Genomic DNA, 15,558 nt, shown 5'->3' with positions numbered 1-15,558 from the left:
GGGCGACCGTTCACGGCCCCTCAGCCCGGCGCCGGGTAGCCGGCGGCCTCGGCCTCGGCCGCCCAGGCGAGGGTGGGGCCGTAATCCGCGCGGGTGACGGGCACGAAGCCCGTGAGGCACAGCGCTTCCGCCAGCGGTGGGAACCAGGGCCGGGCCGCCGCGTCGGCAAAGGCCCGCCGCAGCGCCTCTGCCCCGTCGGCGCCGAGGTCCGGCGCCGCCACCAGCGCCGGCAGCGGCGCCACGTCGGTCGAGGCCACGATCCGCAGGCGGTCGGCGATGTCGGGCCGGTGGCGGCGCAACAGCAGGTGCCAGTAGCCGTCGAGCGGGCCGACGTCGATGCGCCCGTCCAGCACGGCATCCACGATGGCCCGCGCCGTCACGAGGTCGCCGAGGCTGGCGCTGAAGAGCGGCGCCCCAGCGGCCCGTCTGAACGGCAGCAGGTGGTGGCGAGGCGCGTTGAAGCCCGAATGGGAATGCGCCACCGTCCAGCCGATCGTGCCGCCGAACGTGTCCTCGAGACGCCGGAAGGGGGCCTCGGCCCGCACCACGAAATCCGACCGGTAGAGGCCGCGCCCCCCGGCCCAGGGCGCGTCCGGCACCGGGGCGGCCAGCGGCACGACCGCGGCGAGGCCGAGCGCGATGGGAAAACCGCACATGAAGGCGGCGCCGAGGTCGGGCCGTCGCCACAGCAGGTCGAGGGGCTTCGGGGCCGGATGAGCCTCATAGGCCAGGGGCACGCCGGCGTCGGCCGCCACGCGGGCGAACAGGGCTTCCCAGGCGGCTTCGGCCTCGGGCGTCACCGCATACATGCGGGCATTGGCGATCGGCGACATGCCGCGGGCTCCGGCTGCGAGGCTCGGAGGGTAGCGCCGCGCCCGCGCCGGTGGAAAGGGGCGGCGCCGGGCCGAAACAGTTTGGCGCACGCCCGTCCTGTTCTATAGGCGGAGCGCATCACAGCGGTTCCGGGGAAGAGTCTCAACCATGCGTCACGCCGCCGGAGCGCCGGTCCTCTCCGTCCTGCTCGCCCTCCTGGCCCTGCCCGCGCTCTCGGCCCTGCCGGCCGCGGCCGACACCGCCAAGCCCGCGCCGCCGCCGCCCGTCACCGCCGACCCGTCCGTCACCACGGCGACTTTCGGGGACTGGACGGCGCGCTGCGAGAAGGGCAGCGGCGACAAGGCCGCGCGGATCTGCGAAGCCGTCCAGACCGTGCAGCTGCCCAACCAGCAGGTCGCGGTCGCGCAGATCGCCTTCGGACATGCCGGCGCCACGGACCCGCTGAAGCTCGTCGTGGTCCTGCCGGTGGACGTGTGGTTTCCCAGCAGCGTCAAGGTGTCGGCGGGCGACAAGGACCCGGCCGGCATCGAGCTGAACTGGCGTCGCTGCCTCCCGGTGGGCTGCTTCGCCGAGGCCGCGTCCTCGGACGAGGCGGCGCGGCGCTGGCGCGGCGAGACCGGGCAGGGGCGCATCACCTACAAGGACGGCGTGAACCGCGACGTCACGCTGCCGGTGTCGTTCCGCGGCCTCGCCCAGGCGCTCGACGCCCTCGCCAAGCAGCAATAGCCCGGCTCACGCCACGGCCGCCAGCAGCAGGGCCGCGCCGGCGCCGAGGCTGAGGATCATCCGCAGCCGACCGAACCAGGCGGGCGCCAGCCCCCGCGCCACGAGGTTGCGGTCGATGGGGCCGAGCACCAGGATGCCGAGGCCCAGCGCCGCGAAGCGCCAGGGTCCGGGCAGGAACAGCGCCCCCCAGCCGAAGAGTTGCGGCAGCACGCCGAACACGTAGTCGGTGGCGACGGGAACGCCGCCGGGCGGCCGCAGCGCCGCGCCCCAGCGGATGCCGCCGAGGAAGGACAGGATGGTGGCGGCGTAGGTCGCCAGCAGCACGTCGATGGTGCCGGGCGGCAGGCCCGGGGGCCAGCCGGTCACGCGGGCGACCGCCAGCGCCCAGAACGGGATCAGGCCAGCGAGGCCGAGGCCGAAGGGCAGCGCCCGTCCGGCTTCGGCCGCAGCTTCGGGCGGGGCGGCGTCGCTCACCGCTTCCTCGGCGCCAGGATCGACAGGGCGAGGTCGAACAGGGCGCCGCTCGCCGCCGTCGCGGCCGCGACCGGCGAGTTCGGGTCCAGCGTGGCCCTGGTGTAGAGGCTGCGCCGGCCCCGCTCCCCCGAAGCCTCGCGGTGCTCGCCGGGCGCGTGGAGGTTGCCGCCGGGCGTCACCTGGGGGGCCCCGAGTTGGGCGTCCTCGCCGAAGCGCGCGCTGACCTTGTCGGCGAGGTGGGGTGCCGCCTGGGCGAGGAACGACATCAGCCGGCCGGTGCCGCCGACGTAGATGTCCCGCTGCGGGTGTTCGGCGGCGTAGAGGATGGCATGCGCCACCTCTTCGGGCGCGTAATGGGGCGCGGGAAGACGCGCCTCGCGCCCGGTCGTGTTGCCGACGTTGTCGACGATCGGCGTCGCCACCGCGGCGGGTTTGACCAGCGTCACCGACACGGGCGCGCCCTCGGCTTCGAGCTCGATGCGCAGGCTGTCGGTGAAGGCCTTCACGGCATGCTTGCTGGCGGCATACATGCCCTGCACCGGCACGCCGAAGTCGCCCACGACGCTGCCGACGTTGACGAGCGCGCCGCCGGTCTGCTTCAGCGTCTTCAACGCCGCCAGCGACCCGTGCACCGTGCCCCAGAAGTTCGTGTCGAAGAGGCGGCGCGCATCGGCCTCCACCGTGTCCTCGAGCCGCGAGAACAGCGCCACGCCGGCGTTGTTGACCCAGGTGTCGATGCCGCCGAAGGCCGAGCGGGCGAGCGCCGCCACGGCCTCGATGGCGTCGCGATCCGCCACGTCGGCGGCGAGGTGGCGTGCCGCGCCGCCGTGGGTGGCGATCTCCTCGGCGAGGTCGCGCAGCGCGGCCTCGTCGCGCCCCGTCAACACGACCCGCGCACCCCTCCGGGCCGCTTCCCGCGCGGTGACGCGCCCGATGCCGCTCGACGCGCCGGTGATGACCACGGTCTGGTCCGACAGCGGCTTGAGTGTGATGAGCATGGCGCCTCCTGCCGCGCTCAACGCGCGGCGCCGTGCCTTGTTCGGCCGCCGCGCTCCGGCGTCACTCGGCGTCGCCGGCACCCTCGGCACCGCCGGACCGGCCGCCGGCACCCGTCCCGCCCTGGCGACCGCCGCCGCGGCCGCCCTTGCCGCCGGTGGCGCTGCGGTTCCACATGTCGGCGGCGACCTTCCAGTCACCGCCGACCTTGGTCCAGATCAGCAGGTATTTGCCGTCGACGGTGTTGTTCTGCATCTTGAAGGCGAAGGTGCCGACCTCGCGGGCGGTGTTGTCGTCGATCGGCTGCAGGTCGTCGGTGGTGTATTTCAGGTTCTTCACGGCCCGGGTCATGTTGCCCAGGAACTGCTGGATCTGGGCCTTGCCGTTGATGGGGCCGCGGCCCGGCGGCAGCGCCACGGCGCCATCGGTGAGGAAGGAGGCAGCCGTCTGGGCGTCGCCGCTGGCCAAGGCCGCCGTGAACTTGCCGCTGGCTTCGCGCGCGCCCGAGACGTCCTGCGCCACGGCAGGGGCTGCCGCGCCGCAGAGTAGGAGGGCGATCAAGAGTTTCCGCATGCGATTGGTTCCGATGTGGTGGTGACGGCCGGCCCGCGCCGGCCCCGACGAGGCGCGCGAGGGCGGCTCAGTCCTTCTGACCGTTGTAAAGGCCGCCGTTGCCCTCGTAGAGGCCGCCTCCGCCTTGACCGCCCCCACCTTGATTGCCGCCGCCTTGGCCGCCCCCGCCCTGTCCCCGCCGCGGGCCGCCGGCCCCGCCGCCGCCGGCCTGGAACGACGGGCGTCCGCCTCCCTGCCGATAGCCGCCGCCGGCCCCTGGGCCGCCGTTTCCGCCCTGGCGGTAGCCGCCGCCCTGGCGATAACCCCCCTGTCCGGCGCCTGGCCCGCCGCCCTGTCCCCCGCCTTGTCCGCCACCTTGGCCCCGGCCGCTGCCCTGGCGCTGACCCTGGCCTTGGCCTTGGCCCTGCCCGGGTCGACGACCGCCGGCCGCCGGTTCGCCGTTGCGGTTCCAGATGGCGCTCTCGATCTGCCATTCCCCATCGACGAGCTGCCAGACGAAGACGTATTTGCCGTCCGTGGGCGTGCCGTCGGCCGTCGCCATCACGTAGGTGCCGGCTTCGCGCCGCGCGGTGTCGCCGAGCGGCTTCAGGTCCACGGTGGTGAAGGTCGCGGAGGCGAAGCGGTTGGCGACGCCCCGCCAGAAGCCGCTGGCGGCCGTGCGCCCGTCGAGGAACTTGCCCCGGGGCGGAAGGATGCGGGCATCCTCCGTGTAGAAGGGCCCAAGGCCGTCGAAGTTTCGCGCCGTGAAGCCCGCCGCCAGCGCCTCGTTGAATTCGGTCGTGGCGTCGTGCTGCTTGTCGCCCGTCATGGTTCGGCCCTTTCCAGTCTCGTCGTCAACGTCCGGCGATGCGGGACGGTTTCGGTCGCCTTGCGGCAGCGGGATGCCGCGCGCATAAGCGGCCCCAGATCACGCCGGCCCGTGGGCCGGCCTCGAACGGGACCGTTGCGGCATGCGATTTCTTCGGCTCACCCAGGCCAACACCGGCGTGACCATCCACGTCAACATGGACCAGGTCGTGGTGATCGCCCCCAACAAGACCGGCGGCGCCGTGTTGCTGACCACGGCGGTCGACAAGGACGCGGCCCGCATCGTGCCCGTGAAGGAGACCCCGCAGGAGGTCGTGGCGATGCTGGACGCCGGCGCGAAACCGGCCGGCTGATCCGGGCCCGCCGTCACCGTGCCGCGACGGCGGCCGTCGTGCCCACGGCGGCGCTGTCGGGCCGCGGGCCGAACAGGCGGGACAGGTAGGCGTAGTAATCCGGCTGCCGCGTCCGGATCGTGTCCCGCGTGTAGGGGTCGCGCGCCACCGTGCCGTTGAGGAAGCAGCTCGCCGTCACGGCGAAGAACTCCGCGGGGTTCGACATCATGTAGGCCTCCGGCGGGTACAGGCCGCGCGCCCGCGCCTCGTCGAAGAAGCGGCGCACCGTCGCGTTGCGGAAGCCGCCCGGGAAGGTCCTGTATTCGAGCACATGCATGTATTCGTGCAGCAGCACGGGCCGGGTGTCGTTCGCCTGCAGCGATCCCAACGTCACTTCCGACCCGCCGCTGTAGTGGCTGCCGCCGCCCGCGAAGCTGACCGAGATGCGGATCGGCACGGCGCGGAACCGCGCCAGCATGGCGGGGCCGACGCCGGACCGGTCCACGATGTCGATCTGGTCGTGCACGGCCGCGATGGCACCGTCGAGGCGTATCCGGCCTTCGGCCCCGCCGACGTCGATGCGGAAGCCGTGGTAGCTGCGGAACGGACCCATGGGGCCGCGGCTGGCTCGGCGCCGGGCCGGCCCGCCACCGTAGGGGCCTCCGCCTTGGAACCCCCCGCCATCGGGGCTCCCGCCGTAGGGGCCCGGATCCATGAAGGGCCCCGGACCCGGGTCGCCATCGGGCATGCCGTAGCCGGGGCCACCCATCATCGGCCCGCCCATCATGGGATCACCCATCATGGGGCCGCCGTATTGGACAGGGGTGATCCCCGGCTCCGCCGCGGCTGCCGGCATCGTCCCGAGGACGGCCATCGCCACGGCCGTGCCCCATATCGTCAAGCGTCGCATCCCGTCATCCGCAGTTCGACGCGCCCGCCCATGCTGTAGCACCGAGAGGGCCGTGGACGGAAGTGGCGGGTGAGCGTCCGGTAGCGCCCGGGCCGGTCAGGCTCCGGCGGGCGGGCGCATGCGGCCCATGCCCATGCGGCCGCCCTGGTTCATGCCGGGGTTCGGCGCCATGGGGCGGCGCGGCCCATCCTTGGGGACCGAGGGCAGGATCACCTCGACGCCGCGCGGGTTGCCGCCCGGCCGGCGCCAGAAGTTCCGGCCCGAGAAGCGCTCGTAGAGTTCGGGCGGCAGGATGGTGGGACGCTCCGAAAAGCGCACCTTGCGCCCCACCGTGTGCAGCCCCGGCACGCCGAGGTCGGCGTCGAAGCTGTCGCCCTCGGAATAGACGACGTTCTCGAAGTCGTGTTCGAAGGGTTCGAGGCCGAGCTTGGCGTAGATCAGCTCCATGGTGCGCTGGGGCTCGCGGCACAGCGCCTCGTAGTCGACCAGGATCAGCTTGTCGGAGAACTCGCCGTAGAAGGCTTCCTGCGTGGCGTTCCAGGCGAAGCCGACCGTGCCGCCGGGGGAGGCCAGCGAGTTGACCCGGGTGTGGACCGTGAGGGCGTCTTTCTGCTGAAACATCTTGGAGACGCCGAGCGCGTTCTTGCGCAGCACGCGCTCGAAGCTGTCGACGATCCAGACGAGGTCGCGCACGCAGACGATCATCTTGGCGTCGGGATAGAGCGCGTGGATGAGCGGCAGCTTGGCGCACCAGGCGCGGTTGGTGTCGATCACGGTCTTGGCGCCGTGCACGTCCTTGTAGAAGCCCTCGAACACCGCCTGGAGGATGTCGCGGCGCTGCTTGTCGCCGATCATGGAGGCGAATTCGCTGCGCGGCCCCATGGCGCCCTGCACGCGGCCGATCAGGGCGCCGACCGGGCTCGACATGCCGGAATGCAGTTTCGGGTTCTGCTTCAGCAGCGCGCCGAGCAGCGTCGATCCGGAGCGGGGAAGGCCGGACAGGAAGTGGATGCCGTTGTTCATAGGGTGCTTTGCAGTCTGGTCGGACGGATTCTGCCCGTGTCCATGCCCTCTGGGGCGGCGGATGTCGAGGGTGGACCGGCGGGGTCGGCCGGGCGGGACATTTCGGACCGGCGCATCGATCCCGCACCGCGGCGACGGCGTTGACGTTTGCAGCGCTGCTCCCGCGGCGGCGACCCCGCTCGACGCGTCCCGGCGCCGCCGGGGCGGACCGCGCGAGGGGGCCGAAGCTGCCGGACGGAGGGCGCCCCACCGCCCGACACCGCCGTGACCGGGCTGCGCCGGACGCGCTCCCCGGCGTATGGTGCCGCCGGGCGCGCCGTCCGGCCGTCCCTCGCCTCCGCGCCGGACCGCCCTCGACGGCCCCGTGCTTCCCGCCCCGCCACCCCGAGGTCGACCCCGTGAGCCACCTGTTCCAACCCCTGCAGCTCGGGGCGCTCGCCCTCGAGAACCGCATCGTCGTGGCGCCCATGTGCCAATATTCCGCCGAGGACGGCTGCGCCACCGACTGGCACACCATGCATCTCGGCACGCTGGCCCTGTCGGGCGCGGGCCTGCTCATCACCGAGGCCGCCGCCGTGTCGCCCGAGGGCCGCATCACCCCCGCCGACCTCGGCCTCTATTCCGACGCCGCCGAGGCCGCGCTCGGGCGGGTGCTGGCGGCGATGCGGCGCCATTCGCCCATGCCGGTCGCCGTCCAGCTCGCCCATGCGGGACGCAAGGCATCGAGCCGGGCGCCCTGGGACGGCGGCGACCAGATCGCCCCGGACGCGCCCGGAGGCTGGCAGACCGAGGCGCCCTCGGCCCTGCCGCACGGCGAGGGGGAACGGCCCCCGACGGCGCTCGACGGCGACGGGCTCGACCGGGTGAAGCGCGACTTCGCCGCCGCCGCCGCCCGCGCGGCACGGCTCGGCCTCGACGGCATCGAGCTGCATGGCGCCCACGGCTACCTGCTGCACCAGTTCCTGTCGCCGCTGGCCAACCGGCGCACGGACGCCTACGGCGGCAGCCTCGAGAACCGCATGCGCTTCCCGCTGGAGGTCTTCGACGCGGTCCGGGCCGCCGTGCCGGCCGACATGCCGGTGTGGATGCGCGTGTCCGCCAGCGATTGGGTGGCGGGCGGCTGGGACGTCGACGGCACGGTGGCGCTGTCGCGCCAGCTGGAGGCGCGGGGCTGCGCCGCCGTGCATGTGTCGTCGGGCGGCGTGTCGCCGCACCAGGCCATCGCAATCGGCCCCAACTACCAGGTGGGCTTCGCCGCGACCGTGAAGCGTGCGGTCTCGATCCCCGTCATGGCGGTGGGGCTCATCACCGAGCCCGAACAGGCCGAGGCCATCGTGGCGGGCGGGGACGCCGATGCCGTGTCGCTGGCCCGCGCCATGCTCTACGACCCGCGCTGGCCCTGGCACGCCGCGGCGGCGCTCGGCGCCCAGGTGCGGGCGCCGAAGCAATATTGGCGCTCGCAGCCGCGCGCCTACAAGGACCTGTTCCGCGACGCGAGCTTCGGCCAGCGTTGAAGGCGGGGGCCGCTTCCCCCGCGGCCCCGGTTTCCCCTATGATCGCGGAAGGGCGCGCGCTCGACCGCGCGCTGAACGGGAGGGCGGCCGTGGAGCGCATCGACGGGGACTACGACTACGTCGTGGTGGGTGCCGGAACGGCGGGCTGCATCCTGGCGAACCGCCTGTCCGCGGACCCGCGGCGGCGCGTGCTGCTGCTCGAAGCCGGGGGTCGCGACAGCTGGATCTGGTTCCACATCCCGGTCGGCTACCTCTTCGCCCTCGGCAACCCGCGCGCCGACTGGATGTTCAGGACCGAGGCGGAGCCGGGGCTCAACGGCCGCGCCCTGCATTACCCCCGCGGCAAGGTCATCGGCGGCTGCTCGGCCATCAACGGCATGATTTCCATGCGGGGGCAGGCGGCCGACTACGACGGCTGGCGTGCCATGGGCCTGCCCGGCTGGGGCTGGTCCGACATGGTGGGGTGTTTCCGCCGGCTCGAAGACCATTTCCTCGGCGACGGCGAACATCACGGCGCGGGCGGGGGATGGCGCATCGAGGAGGCGCGCGTTTCCTGGCCGATCCTCGACGCCGTGCGGGAAGCCGCGGGCGAGCTCGGCGTGCCGGCGATCCCCGATTTCAACACGGGCGACAACGAGGGCGCGGGCTATTTCCACGTCAACCAGAAGCGGGGCCGGCGCTGGTCGGCGGCCCGGGGCTTCCTCAAGCCCGCGCTGAAGCGCCCCAACCTGCGCCTCGAGACCGGCGTCATGGTGGAGCGCATCCTCGTCGCCGAAGGCCGGGCCGTCGGGGTGCGCTACAGGCAGGACGGGCGCGAGGTCGAGGCCCGGGTGCGCGGCGAGGTCGTGCTGGCGGCGGGCGCCATCGGCTCGCCGCAGATCCTGCAGCTCAGCGGTATCGGTCGGCCCGACTGGCTGGCGCCGGTCGGCATCGAGACCGTGCTGGCGCGGCCCGGCGTCGGGGCCAACCTGCAGGACCACCTGCAGCAGCGCGCCATCTTCAAGGTTTCGAACACCCGCACGCTGAACGAAAGCTACCACGACCTGCCGCGCCGCGCCCTGATGGGGCTCGACTACGCGTTCCGCCGCCGCGGCCCGCTGACGGCGGCGCCCTCGCAGCTCGGCATCTTCATGCGGTCCGGGCCGGAACAGAACCGCGCCAACATCCAGTTCCACGTGCAGCCGCTGTCGCTCGACCGGTTCGGCGAGCCGCTGCACCGGTTCCCCGCCATCACGGTCAGCGCCTGCAACCTGCGGCCGACCTCGCGCGGCACGGTGCGGCCCCGCTCGGCCGACCCCGCGGCCGCGCCCGCGATCGCGCCCAACTACCTGTCGACCGAAGCCGACCGCCACGTCGCCGCCGACGCCATCCGGGCGACGCGGCGCCTCATGGCCCAGCCCGCCATGGCGCGGTTCCGGCCCGAGGAATACCTGCCGGGCCCGGCCGTGGGCGACGACGACGCGGCGCTGGCCAAGGCGGCCGGCGACATCGGCACCACGATCTTCCACCCCGTCGGCACCGCCAGGATGGGGACGCCGGACGAACCCGAGGCCGTGGTCGATGCCCGGCTGCGGGTGTTCGGCATCGCGGGGCTGCGGGTGATCGACGCCTCCATCATGCCCACCATCACGTCGGGCAACACCAACACGCCGACGGCGGGCATCGCCGAGAAGGGCGCCGAGATGATGCTGGCCGACGCCCGCTGACGTAGGGGCAAGGGGCGGAGTGACGAGGGGCGGCGGGCCGGGGGGCCGCTACAGCGGCCGGCCCAGCCGCCGCGCCAGCACGCCCACGACCCCTTCCCGGAAGGCCAGGACGCAGACGACGAAGACCGCGCCCTCCACCACGGTGACCCAGGAGCCGATGGAGGCGAGGTAGAACTCCAGCGCCATGAAGACCAGCGCCCCGACGGTCGGACCGAACATCGTCCCCATGCCGCCGATCAGCGTCATCAGCACCACCTCGCCCGACATGGTCCAATGCACGTCGGTCAGCGAGGCCAGCTGGAACACCAGGGCCTTGGTGGCGCCGGCGAGCCCGCTCAGCGCCGCCGACATGGTGAAGACGGCGAGGCGGTAGCGGTCCACCCGATAGCCCAGCGACAGCGCCCGGCTCTCGTTCTCCCGGATGGCGCGCAGAACCTGGCCGAAGGGCGAGTGGACGATGCGGTAGATGGCGAGCAGGCCGGCGACGAACACCACCAGCACGAGACCGTAGAGCGTCGCGTCCGGCGCGAGGTCGACGAGGCCGAGCAGGCGGCCGCGCGGCACGCCCTGGATGCCGTCCTCGCCCCCGGTGAAGGGCGCCTGCAGCGCCGCGAAATACACGATCTGAGCCAGGGCCAGGGTGATCATGGCGAAGTAGATGCCCTGGCGCCGGATGGCGATCGCGCCGAAGACGGCGCCGAGCGCCGCCGAGGCCAGCGTGCCGAGCAGGATGGCGGCCACGGGATCGACGCCCCAGCTCCGCGCCGCGAAGGCGCAGACGTAGCTGGCGAGGCCGAAATAGGCGGCATGGCCGAAGGACAGGAGCCCGCCGTAGCCGAGCAGGAGGTTGAAGGCCGAGGCGAAGAGCGCGAAGCACATCACCCGCATCACGAAGACCGGATAGGCGAGGAACGGCGCCACGAGCAGCGCCGCCACCAGCCCGGCGAACAGCATGGCGTGGAGCGCGCCGTCGTCGCGGCGCGGCGACCCGGCGTGCCCGGCGGTCGGCACCGGAGCGGCGACCGGGGCTGCCGCGGCTTCACTGCGGTTCACGCTGCCCTCCCGAAGAGGCCGTTGGGTTTGACCATCAGCACGGCGATCATGATGACGAAGATGACGGTGGCGGAGGCCTGCGGGTAGACCACCTTGGTCAGCCCCTCGCAGAGCCCGAGCGCGAAGCCGGTGACGACCGAGCCGAGGATCGACCCCATGCCGCCGATCACCACCACGGCGAAGACCACGATGATGATGTCCGACCCCATGTTGGGGTTCACCGAATAGATCGGCGCCGCCAGCACGCCCGCCAGCGCGGCGAGCCCGACGCCGAAGCCGTAGGTGAGGGTGACGAGGCGCGGCACGTTGATGCCGAAGGCCGACACCATCACGGGGTTCTCGGTCGCGGCGCGCAGCGTCGCCCCGAGGCTGGTCCGCTCGATGGTGAACCAGGTGGCGAGGCACACCGTCAGCGACGCCACGATGACCCAGCCGCGGTAGATCGGCAGCACCATGAAGCCGAGGTTCACGGCTCCGGTGAGCTGCGGCGGGGCCGCATAGGGCAGGCCCGACACGCCGTAGGCGTTGCGGAACAGGCCCTGGATGATGAGGGCGAGGCCGAAGGTGAGCAGCAGCCCGTAGATCGGGTCGAGCCTGTAGAGGCGCGAGATCATCAGCCGTTCCAGCACCATGCCGAAGGCCCCCACGATGACGGGGCCGAGGACCAGCGCCCCCCAATAGTTCACGCCGAGGAGGTTCAGCAGCAGGTAGCCGGCGAAGGCGCCCATCATGTAGAGGGCGCCGTGGCTGAAGTTGACGATGTTGAGCAGGCCGAAGATCACGGCGAGGCCGAGGCTCAGCAGGGCGTAGAAGGCGCCGTTGATGAGTCCCAGCGTCAGCTGGCCGAACAGCACCTGGGTGGGGATGCCGAGGATGGTGTGCACGTCGGCTCTCCGCCTCGCCGCCCGGGCCTACTTGACCAGCGGGCAATTGTCCTCGGCGAGCGGGCGGAACGCCTCGGCCGCTGGGATCGTCTGCAGCAGCTTGTAATAGTCGTATTTGCCCTTGGACTCGGCCGGCGTCTTGACCTGGTAGAGGTACATGTCGTGGGTGACGCGCCCGTCGATGCGCAGCTGGCCGTGGCCGAAGAGCGGGTCGTCGGTGGGGATCTCGCGCATCTTGGCCATCACGGCGGCAGTGTCCTTGCCCTTCAGGGCGTCGACGGCCTTGAGATAATGCAGCACCGACGCGTAGACGCCGGCCTGGTCCATGGTGGGGACCTTGCCGTCGTTGACCGCCTCGTAGCGCCGGGTCCAGGCGCGGGTGCCGTCGTCGCGGTCCCAATAGAAGGCCGTGGTGAGGTTCAGCCCCTGGGCGACCTGCAGGCCGAGGGCATGGACATCGGTGATGAAGACCAGCAGCCCGGCGAGCCGCTGCCCGCCCGACACGACGCCGAACTCGGCCGCCTGCTTGATGGAGTTCACCGTGTCGGAGCCGGCATTGGCGAGGCCGATGACCTGGGCACCCGAGCCCTGGGCCTGGAGCAGGAAGGAGGAGAAGTCGCTCGACGGGAAGGGCGTGTCGACCGACCCCGTCACGGTGCCGCCCGCCGCCTTCACGAACTTGGTGGCATCCGCCTGCAGGGCGTGGCCGAAGGCATAGTCGGCGGTGAGGAAGTACCAGCTCTTGCCGCCCTCCTTGAGGATGGAGGTCGCCGTGCTCTTCGCCAGCGCGTAGGTGTCGTAGGTCCAGTGCACGGTGTTGGGCGAGCATTGCTCACCCGTCAGCACCGACGTGCCGGCGCCCGAATTCATGAAGATCCTGTTCTTCTCGCGCGTCACCTTGGCGACGGCGAGGGCGACGCCGGAGTTCGGCACGTCCACGATGACGTCGACGCCGTCCTGGTCGAACCATTGGCGGGCGATGTTCGAGCCCGTGTCGGGCTTGTTCTGGTGGTCGGCGGTGACGAAGGAGACGTGGATGCCCTTCTTCTCCGCGCCGAAGTCCTCGACCGCCATCCTGGCGGCATTGACCGAGGGTTCGCCGGAGATGTCGAGGTAGGGGCCGGACCGGTCGTTGAGCACGCCGATCTTGACCGACACGTCGGCGAAGGCCGGCACCGCCGCGCCGAGGAGCGCCGTCGCGGCCGTCGCCGCCATCAGGACCCGCTTGAGCATCCGTTCCACTCCCGTTTCGTTTCTGCTTCACACGCCGAGGTAGGCGTGGAGCTTGTCCATGTTGGCGTCGAGCTCGGCGTTGAGGAAGCTGTCGACGACGCGCCCCTGCTCGACCACGTAGTGCCGGTCCGCCAGCGTGGCGGCGAAGCGGAAGTTCTGTTCCACCAAGATCACGGTGTAGCCCGAGGCCTTGAGCCGCGCGATCGTGCGGCCGATCTGCTGCACGATGACGGGGGCGAGCCCTTCGGTGGGCTCGTCGAGCAGCAGCAGGCTGGCGCCCGAGCGCAGGATGCGGGCGATGGCCAGCATCTGCTGCTCGCCGCCCGACATCTTGGTGCCGCCGCTGGACAGCCGCTCCTTGAGGTTGGGGAAGAGCTCGAAGATCGTCTCTCGCGACAGGCCGCCCGGCCGCACCACGGGCGGCAGCATCAGGTTCTCCTCGACCGACAGGGAGGCGAAGATGCCGCGCTCCTCCGGGCAATAGCCGATGCCGGCCCGGGCGATGAGGCGGGACGGCATGCGGATGGTTTCCTGCCCCTCGAAGCGCACCGAGCCCTTGCGCTTACCGATGACCCCCATGATGGCGCGCAGCGTCGTGGTCTTGCCGGCGCCGTTGCGGCCGAGCAGCGTCACGACCTCGCCCTTCGGCACCGTGAAGGCCATGCCGTGCAGGACGTGCGATTCGCCGTACCAGGCGTGGAGGTCCGCGACGGCGAGGCCCGCCGCCGTGCCGGCCCCCGCCACCGCGCCCGGTGCCGCCGCCGCCTCAACCATGCCCCACCCCGATATAGGCTTCGACCACGCGGGGGTCGCGCGACACCTGGTCGTAGGTGCCCTCGGCCAGCACCCGGCCCCGGGCCAGCACCGTGATGCGGTCGCTGAGCGAGGCCACGACCGACAGGTTGTGCTCCACCATCAGCACGGTGCGCCCCTTGGCGGCACGCCGGATGAGGGCCGCGGTGCGGTCGATGTCCTCGTGGGCCATGCCCGCCATGGGCTCGTCGAGCAGCATCAGCTCGGGCGACAGCGCCAGGGTGGTGGCGAGTTCCAGCGCGCGCTTGCGGCCGTAGGACAGGTCGGCGGCGCGCCCGTCGGCGTGGCCCGCCAGCCCCACCTGTTCGATGAGGCCGAAGGCTTCGGCATCGTAGCGGCGCAGCAGCTTCTCGGAGCGCCAGAAGTCGAAGTTGTCGCCCCGCTGCCGCTGCAGGGCGATGCGCACGTTCTCCAGCACGGAAAGGTGCGGGAAGGTCGCCGAGATCTGGAAGGAGCGCACGAGGCCCAGGCGCGCCACGTCGGCGGGGCTGGTGCGGGTGATGTCGCGCCCGTTGAAGCTGATGCGGCCGCGCGTCGGCGACAGGAACTTGGTGAGGAGGTTGAAGCAGGTCGTCTTGCCGGCCCCGTTGGGGCCGATGAGCGCGTGGATGGAGCCCCGCTGCACGGCGAGGTCGACCCCGTCGACCGCCACGATGCCCCGGAACGTCTTCGCCAACCCCTGCGTCGTGAGGATGAAGTCCTCCGCCACGCGTCCCCCCCGCTGTGCCCCGGCCGCGTCATGGCTGCCATGCTTTGTTGCCGCGCAGCATGGCGGATGGGGGCGCGGAGGGCAAGGCAGCCGTTCGGCAAAACGGATCTGGGGCGGCTCGTTCGACGTCGTGCCTCGCGCCACAGTCACGGCCGTCATCCTGAGCTTCCGCAGCCGCGCCCTGAAACGGTGCTGGACCCGGAGCGACGCTTCTGGCCTGCGCCCCGATTGGGCGCGCAAGGTCCGTCGGCAGCTCTCGCTCCTCGACCAGGCCACGAGGCCCGACGACATGGACGCGGTGTCCTACGGCTGTCACGCGCTCACCGGCGACCGAGCCGGACGGTTCTCGATCGTCGCCTTGCGCGACTGGCGCATCACCTTCGGCGAGGACGCCGTGGAGGTCGGCCTGGAGGATCACCATGGAGGATGACGACGTGCGCCGCGACCCGGCCCGACGGCCCGTTCACCCCGGGGGAGATCCTGCGCGAGGATGTGCTGCCCGGCCTCGGGCGACCGGTTTCGACGTCGACGCGCCATCTCGGCGTCACCCGGCCGGCGCTGCACCGCGTCCTGTCGGGGCGGGCAGCCATCTCGCCCGAGATGGCGCTCCGGATCGGCAAGCTCTGCGGCAACGGCCCGAGCGTGTGGCTGCGCCTGCAGGACGCCCATGACCTTTGGCCCGCCGAGCGGTCGGTCGACGTGACGCGCATCTCGACGCTGCGGGTGGCGTGGGGGGAGGGGGCAGCATAAGGAGAAGCGCAGACGGCTGTTTCTACCCCCAAGCCGATATCCGGAATGTTTGTTCTTGGACAGTCTGACGAGGCTGTTTGATCAACACTCTCCTCGACCTCATTTGATGACGCGCTGTCACCTCTACACGCCTCGGATCACGAGTGTTCTTCGGCTTGGGAACGTGCCGGCAACTAAGGCATGTTGAGAGTGGCAATGGGGGAATCAGCGTGCATTCCAAC

18 protein-coding genes are annotated in these 15,558 nt (G+C 71.9%); 6 read left to right on the top strand and 12 right to left on the bottom strand.

The window, feature by feature from the left end; genetic code table 11:
- Nucleotides 1-20: 20 nt before the first annotated feature.
- Nucleotides 21-833 (bottom strand): phosphate/phosphite/phosphonate ABC transporter substrate-binding protein, encoded by an 813-nt coding sequence (locus tag D3272_RS14495; RefSeq protein ID WP_129219904.1) that lies wholly within the window; start codon nucleotides 831-833, stop codon nucleotides 21-23.
- A gap of 148 nt (nucleotides 834-981) precedes the next feature.
- Between D3272_RS14495 and D3272_RS14490 the strand changes: the two genes are divergently transcribed.
- Nucleotides 982-1,560 carry an invasion associated locus B family protein gene (locus D3272_RS14490; RefSeq protein WP_129219903.1) on the top strand — a complete coding sequence of 193 codons (579 nt, stop codon included), beginning with the start codon at nucleotides 982-984 and terminating at the stop codon, nucleotides 1,558-1,560.
- Between the two features lie 6 nt (nucleotides 1,561-1,566).
- On the opposite strand, the gene D3272_RS14485 is transcribed toward D3272_RS14490, so the two are convergent.
- The 4 genes from D3272_RS14485 to D3272_RS28200 all read right to left on the bottom strand — a co-directional run bounded on the left by D3272_RS14485 (nucleotide 1,567) and on the right by D3272_RS28200 (nucleotide 4,411).
- Nucleotides 1,567-2,034 (bottom strand): DUF3429 domain-containing protein, encoded by a 468-nt coding sequence (locus D3272_RS14485; protein ID WP_245496577.1) that lies wholly within the window; start codon nucleotides 2,032-2,034, stop codon nucleotides 1,567-1,569.
- Nucleotides 2,031-3,032, bottom strand: coding sequence for an SDR family oxidoreductase (locus tag D3272_RS14480; protein WP_129219902.1), 1,002 nt, complete (start codon nucleotides 3,030-3,032; stop codon nucleotides 2,031-2,033). The genes D3272_RS14485 and D3272_RS14480 overlap by 4 nt, the downstream gene beginning before the upstream one ends.
- A gap of 61 nt (nucleotides 3,033-3,093) precedes the next feature.
- Complete coding sequence (locus D3272_RS14475) at nucleotides 3,094-3,603, bottom strand: YybH family protein (RefSeq protein ID WP_129219901.1); 510 nt, start codon at nucleotides 3,601-3,603, stop codon at nucleotides 3,094-3,096.
- Nucleotides 3,604-3,670: 67 nt separating this feature from the next.
- Nucleotides 3,671-4,411, bottom strand: a complete 741-nt coding sequence (locus D3272_RS28200; RefSeq protein WP_165361357.1) for a nuclear transport factor 2 family protein — start codon at nucleotides 4,409-4,411, stop codon at nucleotides 3,671-3,673.
- 142 nt (nucleotides 4,412-4,553) lie between these two features.
- On the opposite strand from D3272_RS28200, the gene D3272_RS14460 reads away from it, so the two are divergent.
- Nucleotides 4,554-4,763 carry a hypothetical protein gene (locus D3272_RS14460; RefSeq protein WP_129219900.1) on the top strand — a complete coding sequence of 70 codons (210 nt, stop codon included), beginning with the start codon at nucleotides 4,554-4,556 and terminating at the stop codon, nucleotides 4,761-4,763.
- 13 nt (nucleotides 4,764-4,776) lie between these two features.
- Here D3272_RS14460 and D3272_RS14455 read toward each other — a convergent pair whose 3' ends face one another.
- Complete coding sequence (locus D3272_RS14455) at nucleotides 4,777-5,643, bottom strand: M90 metallopeptidase family protein (protein ID WP_129219899.1); 867 nt, start codon at nucleotides 5,641-5,643, stop codon at nucleotides 4,777-4,779.
- Between the two features lie 105 nt (nucleotides 5,644-5,748).
- Nucleotides 5,749-6,675: a sulfotransferase family protein gene (locus D3272_RS14450; protein WP_129219898.1), complete on the bottom strand. Its 927-nt coding sequence runs from the start codon at nucleotides 6,673-6,675 to the stop codon at nucleotides 5,749-5,751.
- A gap of 398 nt (nucleotides 6,676-7,073) precedes the next feature.
- Between D3272_RS14450 and D3272_RS14445 the strand changes: the two genes are divergently transcribed.
- Complete coding sequence (locus D3272_RS14445) at nucleotides 7,074-8,189, top strand: NADH:flavin oxidoreductase/NADH oxidase (RefSeq protein WP_129219897.1); 1,116 nt, start codon at nucleotides 7,074-7,076, stop codon at nucleotides 8,187-8,189.
- Nucleotides 8,190-8,227: 38 nt separating this feature from the next.
- The gene (locus D3272_RS14440) at nucleotides 8,228-9,895 is read left to right on the top strand and encodes a GMC family oxidoreductase (RefSeq protein WP_129219896.1); all 1,668 of its coding nucleotides are present in this window, start codon (nucleotides 8,228-8,230) and stop codon (nucleotides 9,893-9,895) included.
- 48 nt (nucleotides 9,896-9,943) lie between these two features.
- On the opposite strand, the gene D3272_RS14435 is transcribed toward D3272_RS14440, so the two are convergent.
- From D3272_RS14435 to D3272_RS14415, 5 genes are read right to left on the bottom strand one after another with little or no spacing between them, the layout of a single operon-like run.
- Entirely contained in the window at nucleotides 9,944-10,948 is a 1,005-nt protein-coding gene (locus D3272_RS14435; protein WP_428977992.1) for a branched-chain amino acid ABC transporter permease, read from the bottom strand.
- Nucleotides 10,945-11,832, bottom strand: coding sequence for a branched-chain amino acid ABC transporter permease (locus D3272_RS14430; RefSeq protein ID WP_129219895.1), 888 nt, complete (start codon nucleotides 11,830-11,832; stop codon nucleotides 10,945-10,947). Before D3272_RS14430 ends, D3272_RS14435 begins: the two co-directional genes overlap by 4 nt.
- Nucleotides 11,833-11,859: 27 nt before the next feature.
- Nucleotides 11,860-13,065, bottom strand: coding sequence for an ABC transporter substrate-binding protein (locus tag D3272_RS14425; protein ID WP_129219894.1), 1,206 nt, complete (start codon nucleotides 13,063-13,065; stop codon nucleotides 11,860-11,862).
- Nucleotides 13,066-13,092: 27 nt separating this feature from the next.
- Nucleotides 13,093-13,839 carry an ABC transporter ATP-binding protein gene (locus D3272_RS14420; RefSeq protein ID WP_129219893.1) on the bottom strand — a complete coding sequence of 249 codons (747 nt, stop codon included), beginning with the start codon at nucleotides 13,837-13,839 and terminating at the stop codon, nucleotides 13,093-13,095.
- On the bottom strand, nucleotides 13,832-14,587 hold the full coding sequence (locus tag D3272_RS14415; RefSeq protein ID WP_129219892.1) for an ABC transporter ATP-binding protein: 756 nt from the start codon (nucleotides 14,585-14,587) through the stop codon (nucleotides 13,832-13,834). The genes D3272_RS14420 and D3272_RS14415 overlap by 8 nt, the downstream gene beginning before the upstream one ends.
- 130 nt (nucleotides 14,588-14,717) lie before the next feature.
- Between D3272_RS14415 and D3272_RS14410 the strand changes: the two genes are divergently transcribed.
- Nucleotides 14,718-15,017: a type II toxin-antitoxin system RelE/ParE family toxin gene (locus D3272_RS14410; protein ID WP_207210217.1), complete on the top strand. Its 300-nt coding sequence runs from the start codon at nucleotides 14,718-14,720 to the stop codon at nucleotides 15,015-15,017.
- Nucleotides 15,014-15,337, top strand: a complete 324-nt coding sequence (locus D3272_RS14405; protein ID WP_129219890.1) for a HigA family addiction module antitoxin — start codon at nucleotides 15,014-15,016, stop codon at nucleotides 15,335-15,337. Before D3272_RS14410 ends, D3272_RS14405 begins: the two co-directional genes overlap by 4 nt.
- The last annotated feature ends 221 nt before the right edge of the window (nucleotides 15,338-15,558 follow it).

Source organism: Lichenibacterium ramalinae (assembly GCF_004137085.1).
GTDB lineage: Bacteria > Pseudomonadota > Alphaproteobacteria > Rhizobiales > Beijerinckiaceae > Lichenihabitans > Lichenihabitans ramalinae.
Note: the sequence above shows the minus strand (reverse complement) of the source record. Positions and strands in the feature narration are given on the sequence as shown.

What these genes read in the sequence shown, in the direction of transcription:
- D3272_RS14495 (WP_129219904.1), bottom strand. Translation starts at nt 833, where the DNA reads ATGTCGCCGATCGCCAATGCCCGCATGTATGCGGTGACGCCCGAGGCC.
- D3272_RS14490 (WP_129219903.1), top strand. Translation starts at nt 982, where the DNA reads ATGCGTCACGCCGCCGGAGCGCCGGTCCTCTCCGTCCTGCTCGCCCTC.
- D3272_RS14480 (WP_129219902.1), bottom strand. Translation starts at nt 3,032, where the DNA reads ATGCTCATCACACTCAAGCCGCTGTCGGACCAGACCGTGGTCATCACC.
- D3272_RS14475 (WP_129219901.1), bottom strand. Translation starts at nt 3,603, where the DNA reads ATGCGGAAACTCTTGATCGCCCTCCTACTCTGCGGCGCGGCAGCCCCT.
- D3272_RS28200 (WP_165361357.1), bottom strand. Translation starts at nt 4,411, where the DNA reads ATGACGGGCGACAAGCAGCACGACGCCACGACCGAATTCAACGAGGCG.
- D3272_RS14460 (WP_129219900.1), top strand. Translation starts at nt 4,554, where the DNA reads ATGCGATTTCTTCGGCTCACCCAGGCCAACACCGGCGTGACCATCCAC.
- D3272_RS14450 (WP_129219898.1), bottom strand. Translation starts at nt 6,675, where the DNA reads ATGAACAACGGCATCCACTTCCTGTCCGGCCTTCCCCGCTCCGGATCG.
- D3272_RS14440 (WP_129219896.1), top strand. Translation starts at nt 8,228, where the DNA reads ATGATCGCGGAAGGGCGCGCGCTCGACCGCGCGCTGAACGGGAGGGCG.
- D3272_RS14425 (WP_129219894.1), bottom strand. Translation starts at nt 13,065, where the DNA reads ATGCTCAAGCGGGTCCTGATGGCGGCGACGGCCGCGACGGCGCTCCTC.
- D3272_RS14420 (WP_129219893.1), bottom strand. Translation starts at nt 13,839, where the DNA reads ATGGTTGAGGCGGCGGCGGCACCGGGCGCGGTGGCGGGGGCCGGCACG.
- D3272_RS14405 (WP_129219890.1), top strand. Translation starts at nt 15,014, where the DNA reads ATGACGACGTGCGCCGCGACCCGGCCCGACGGCCCGTTCACCCCGGGG.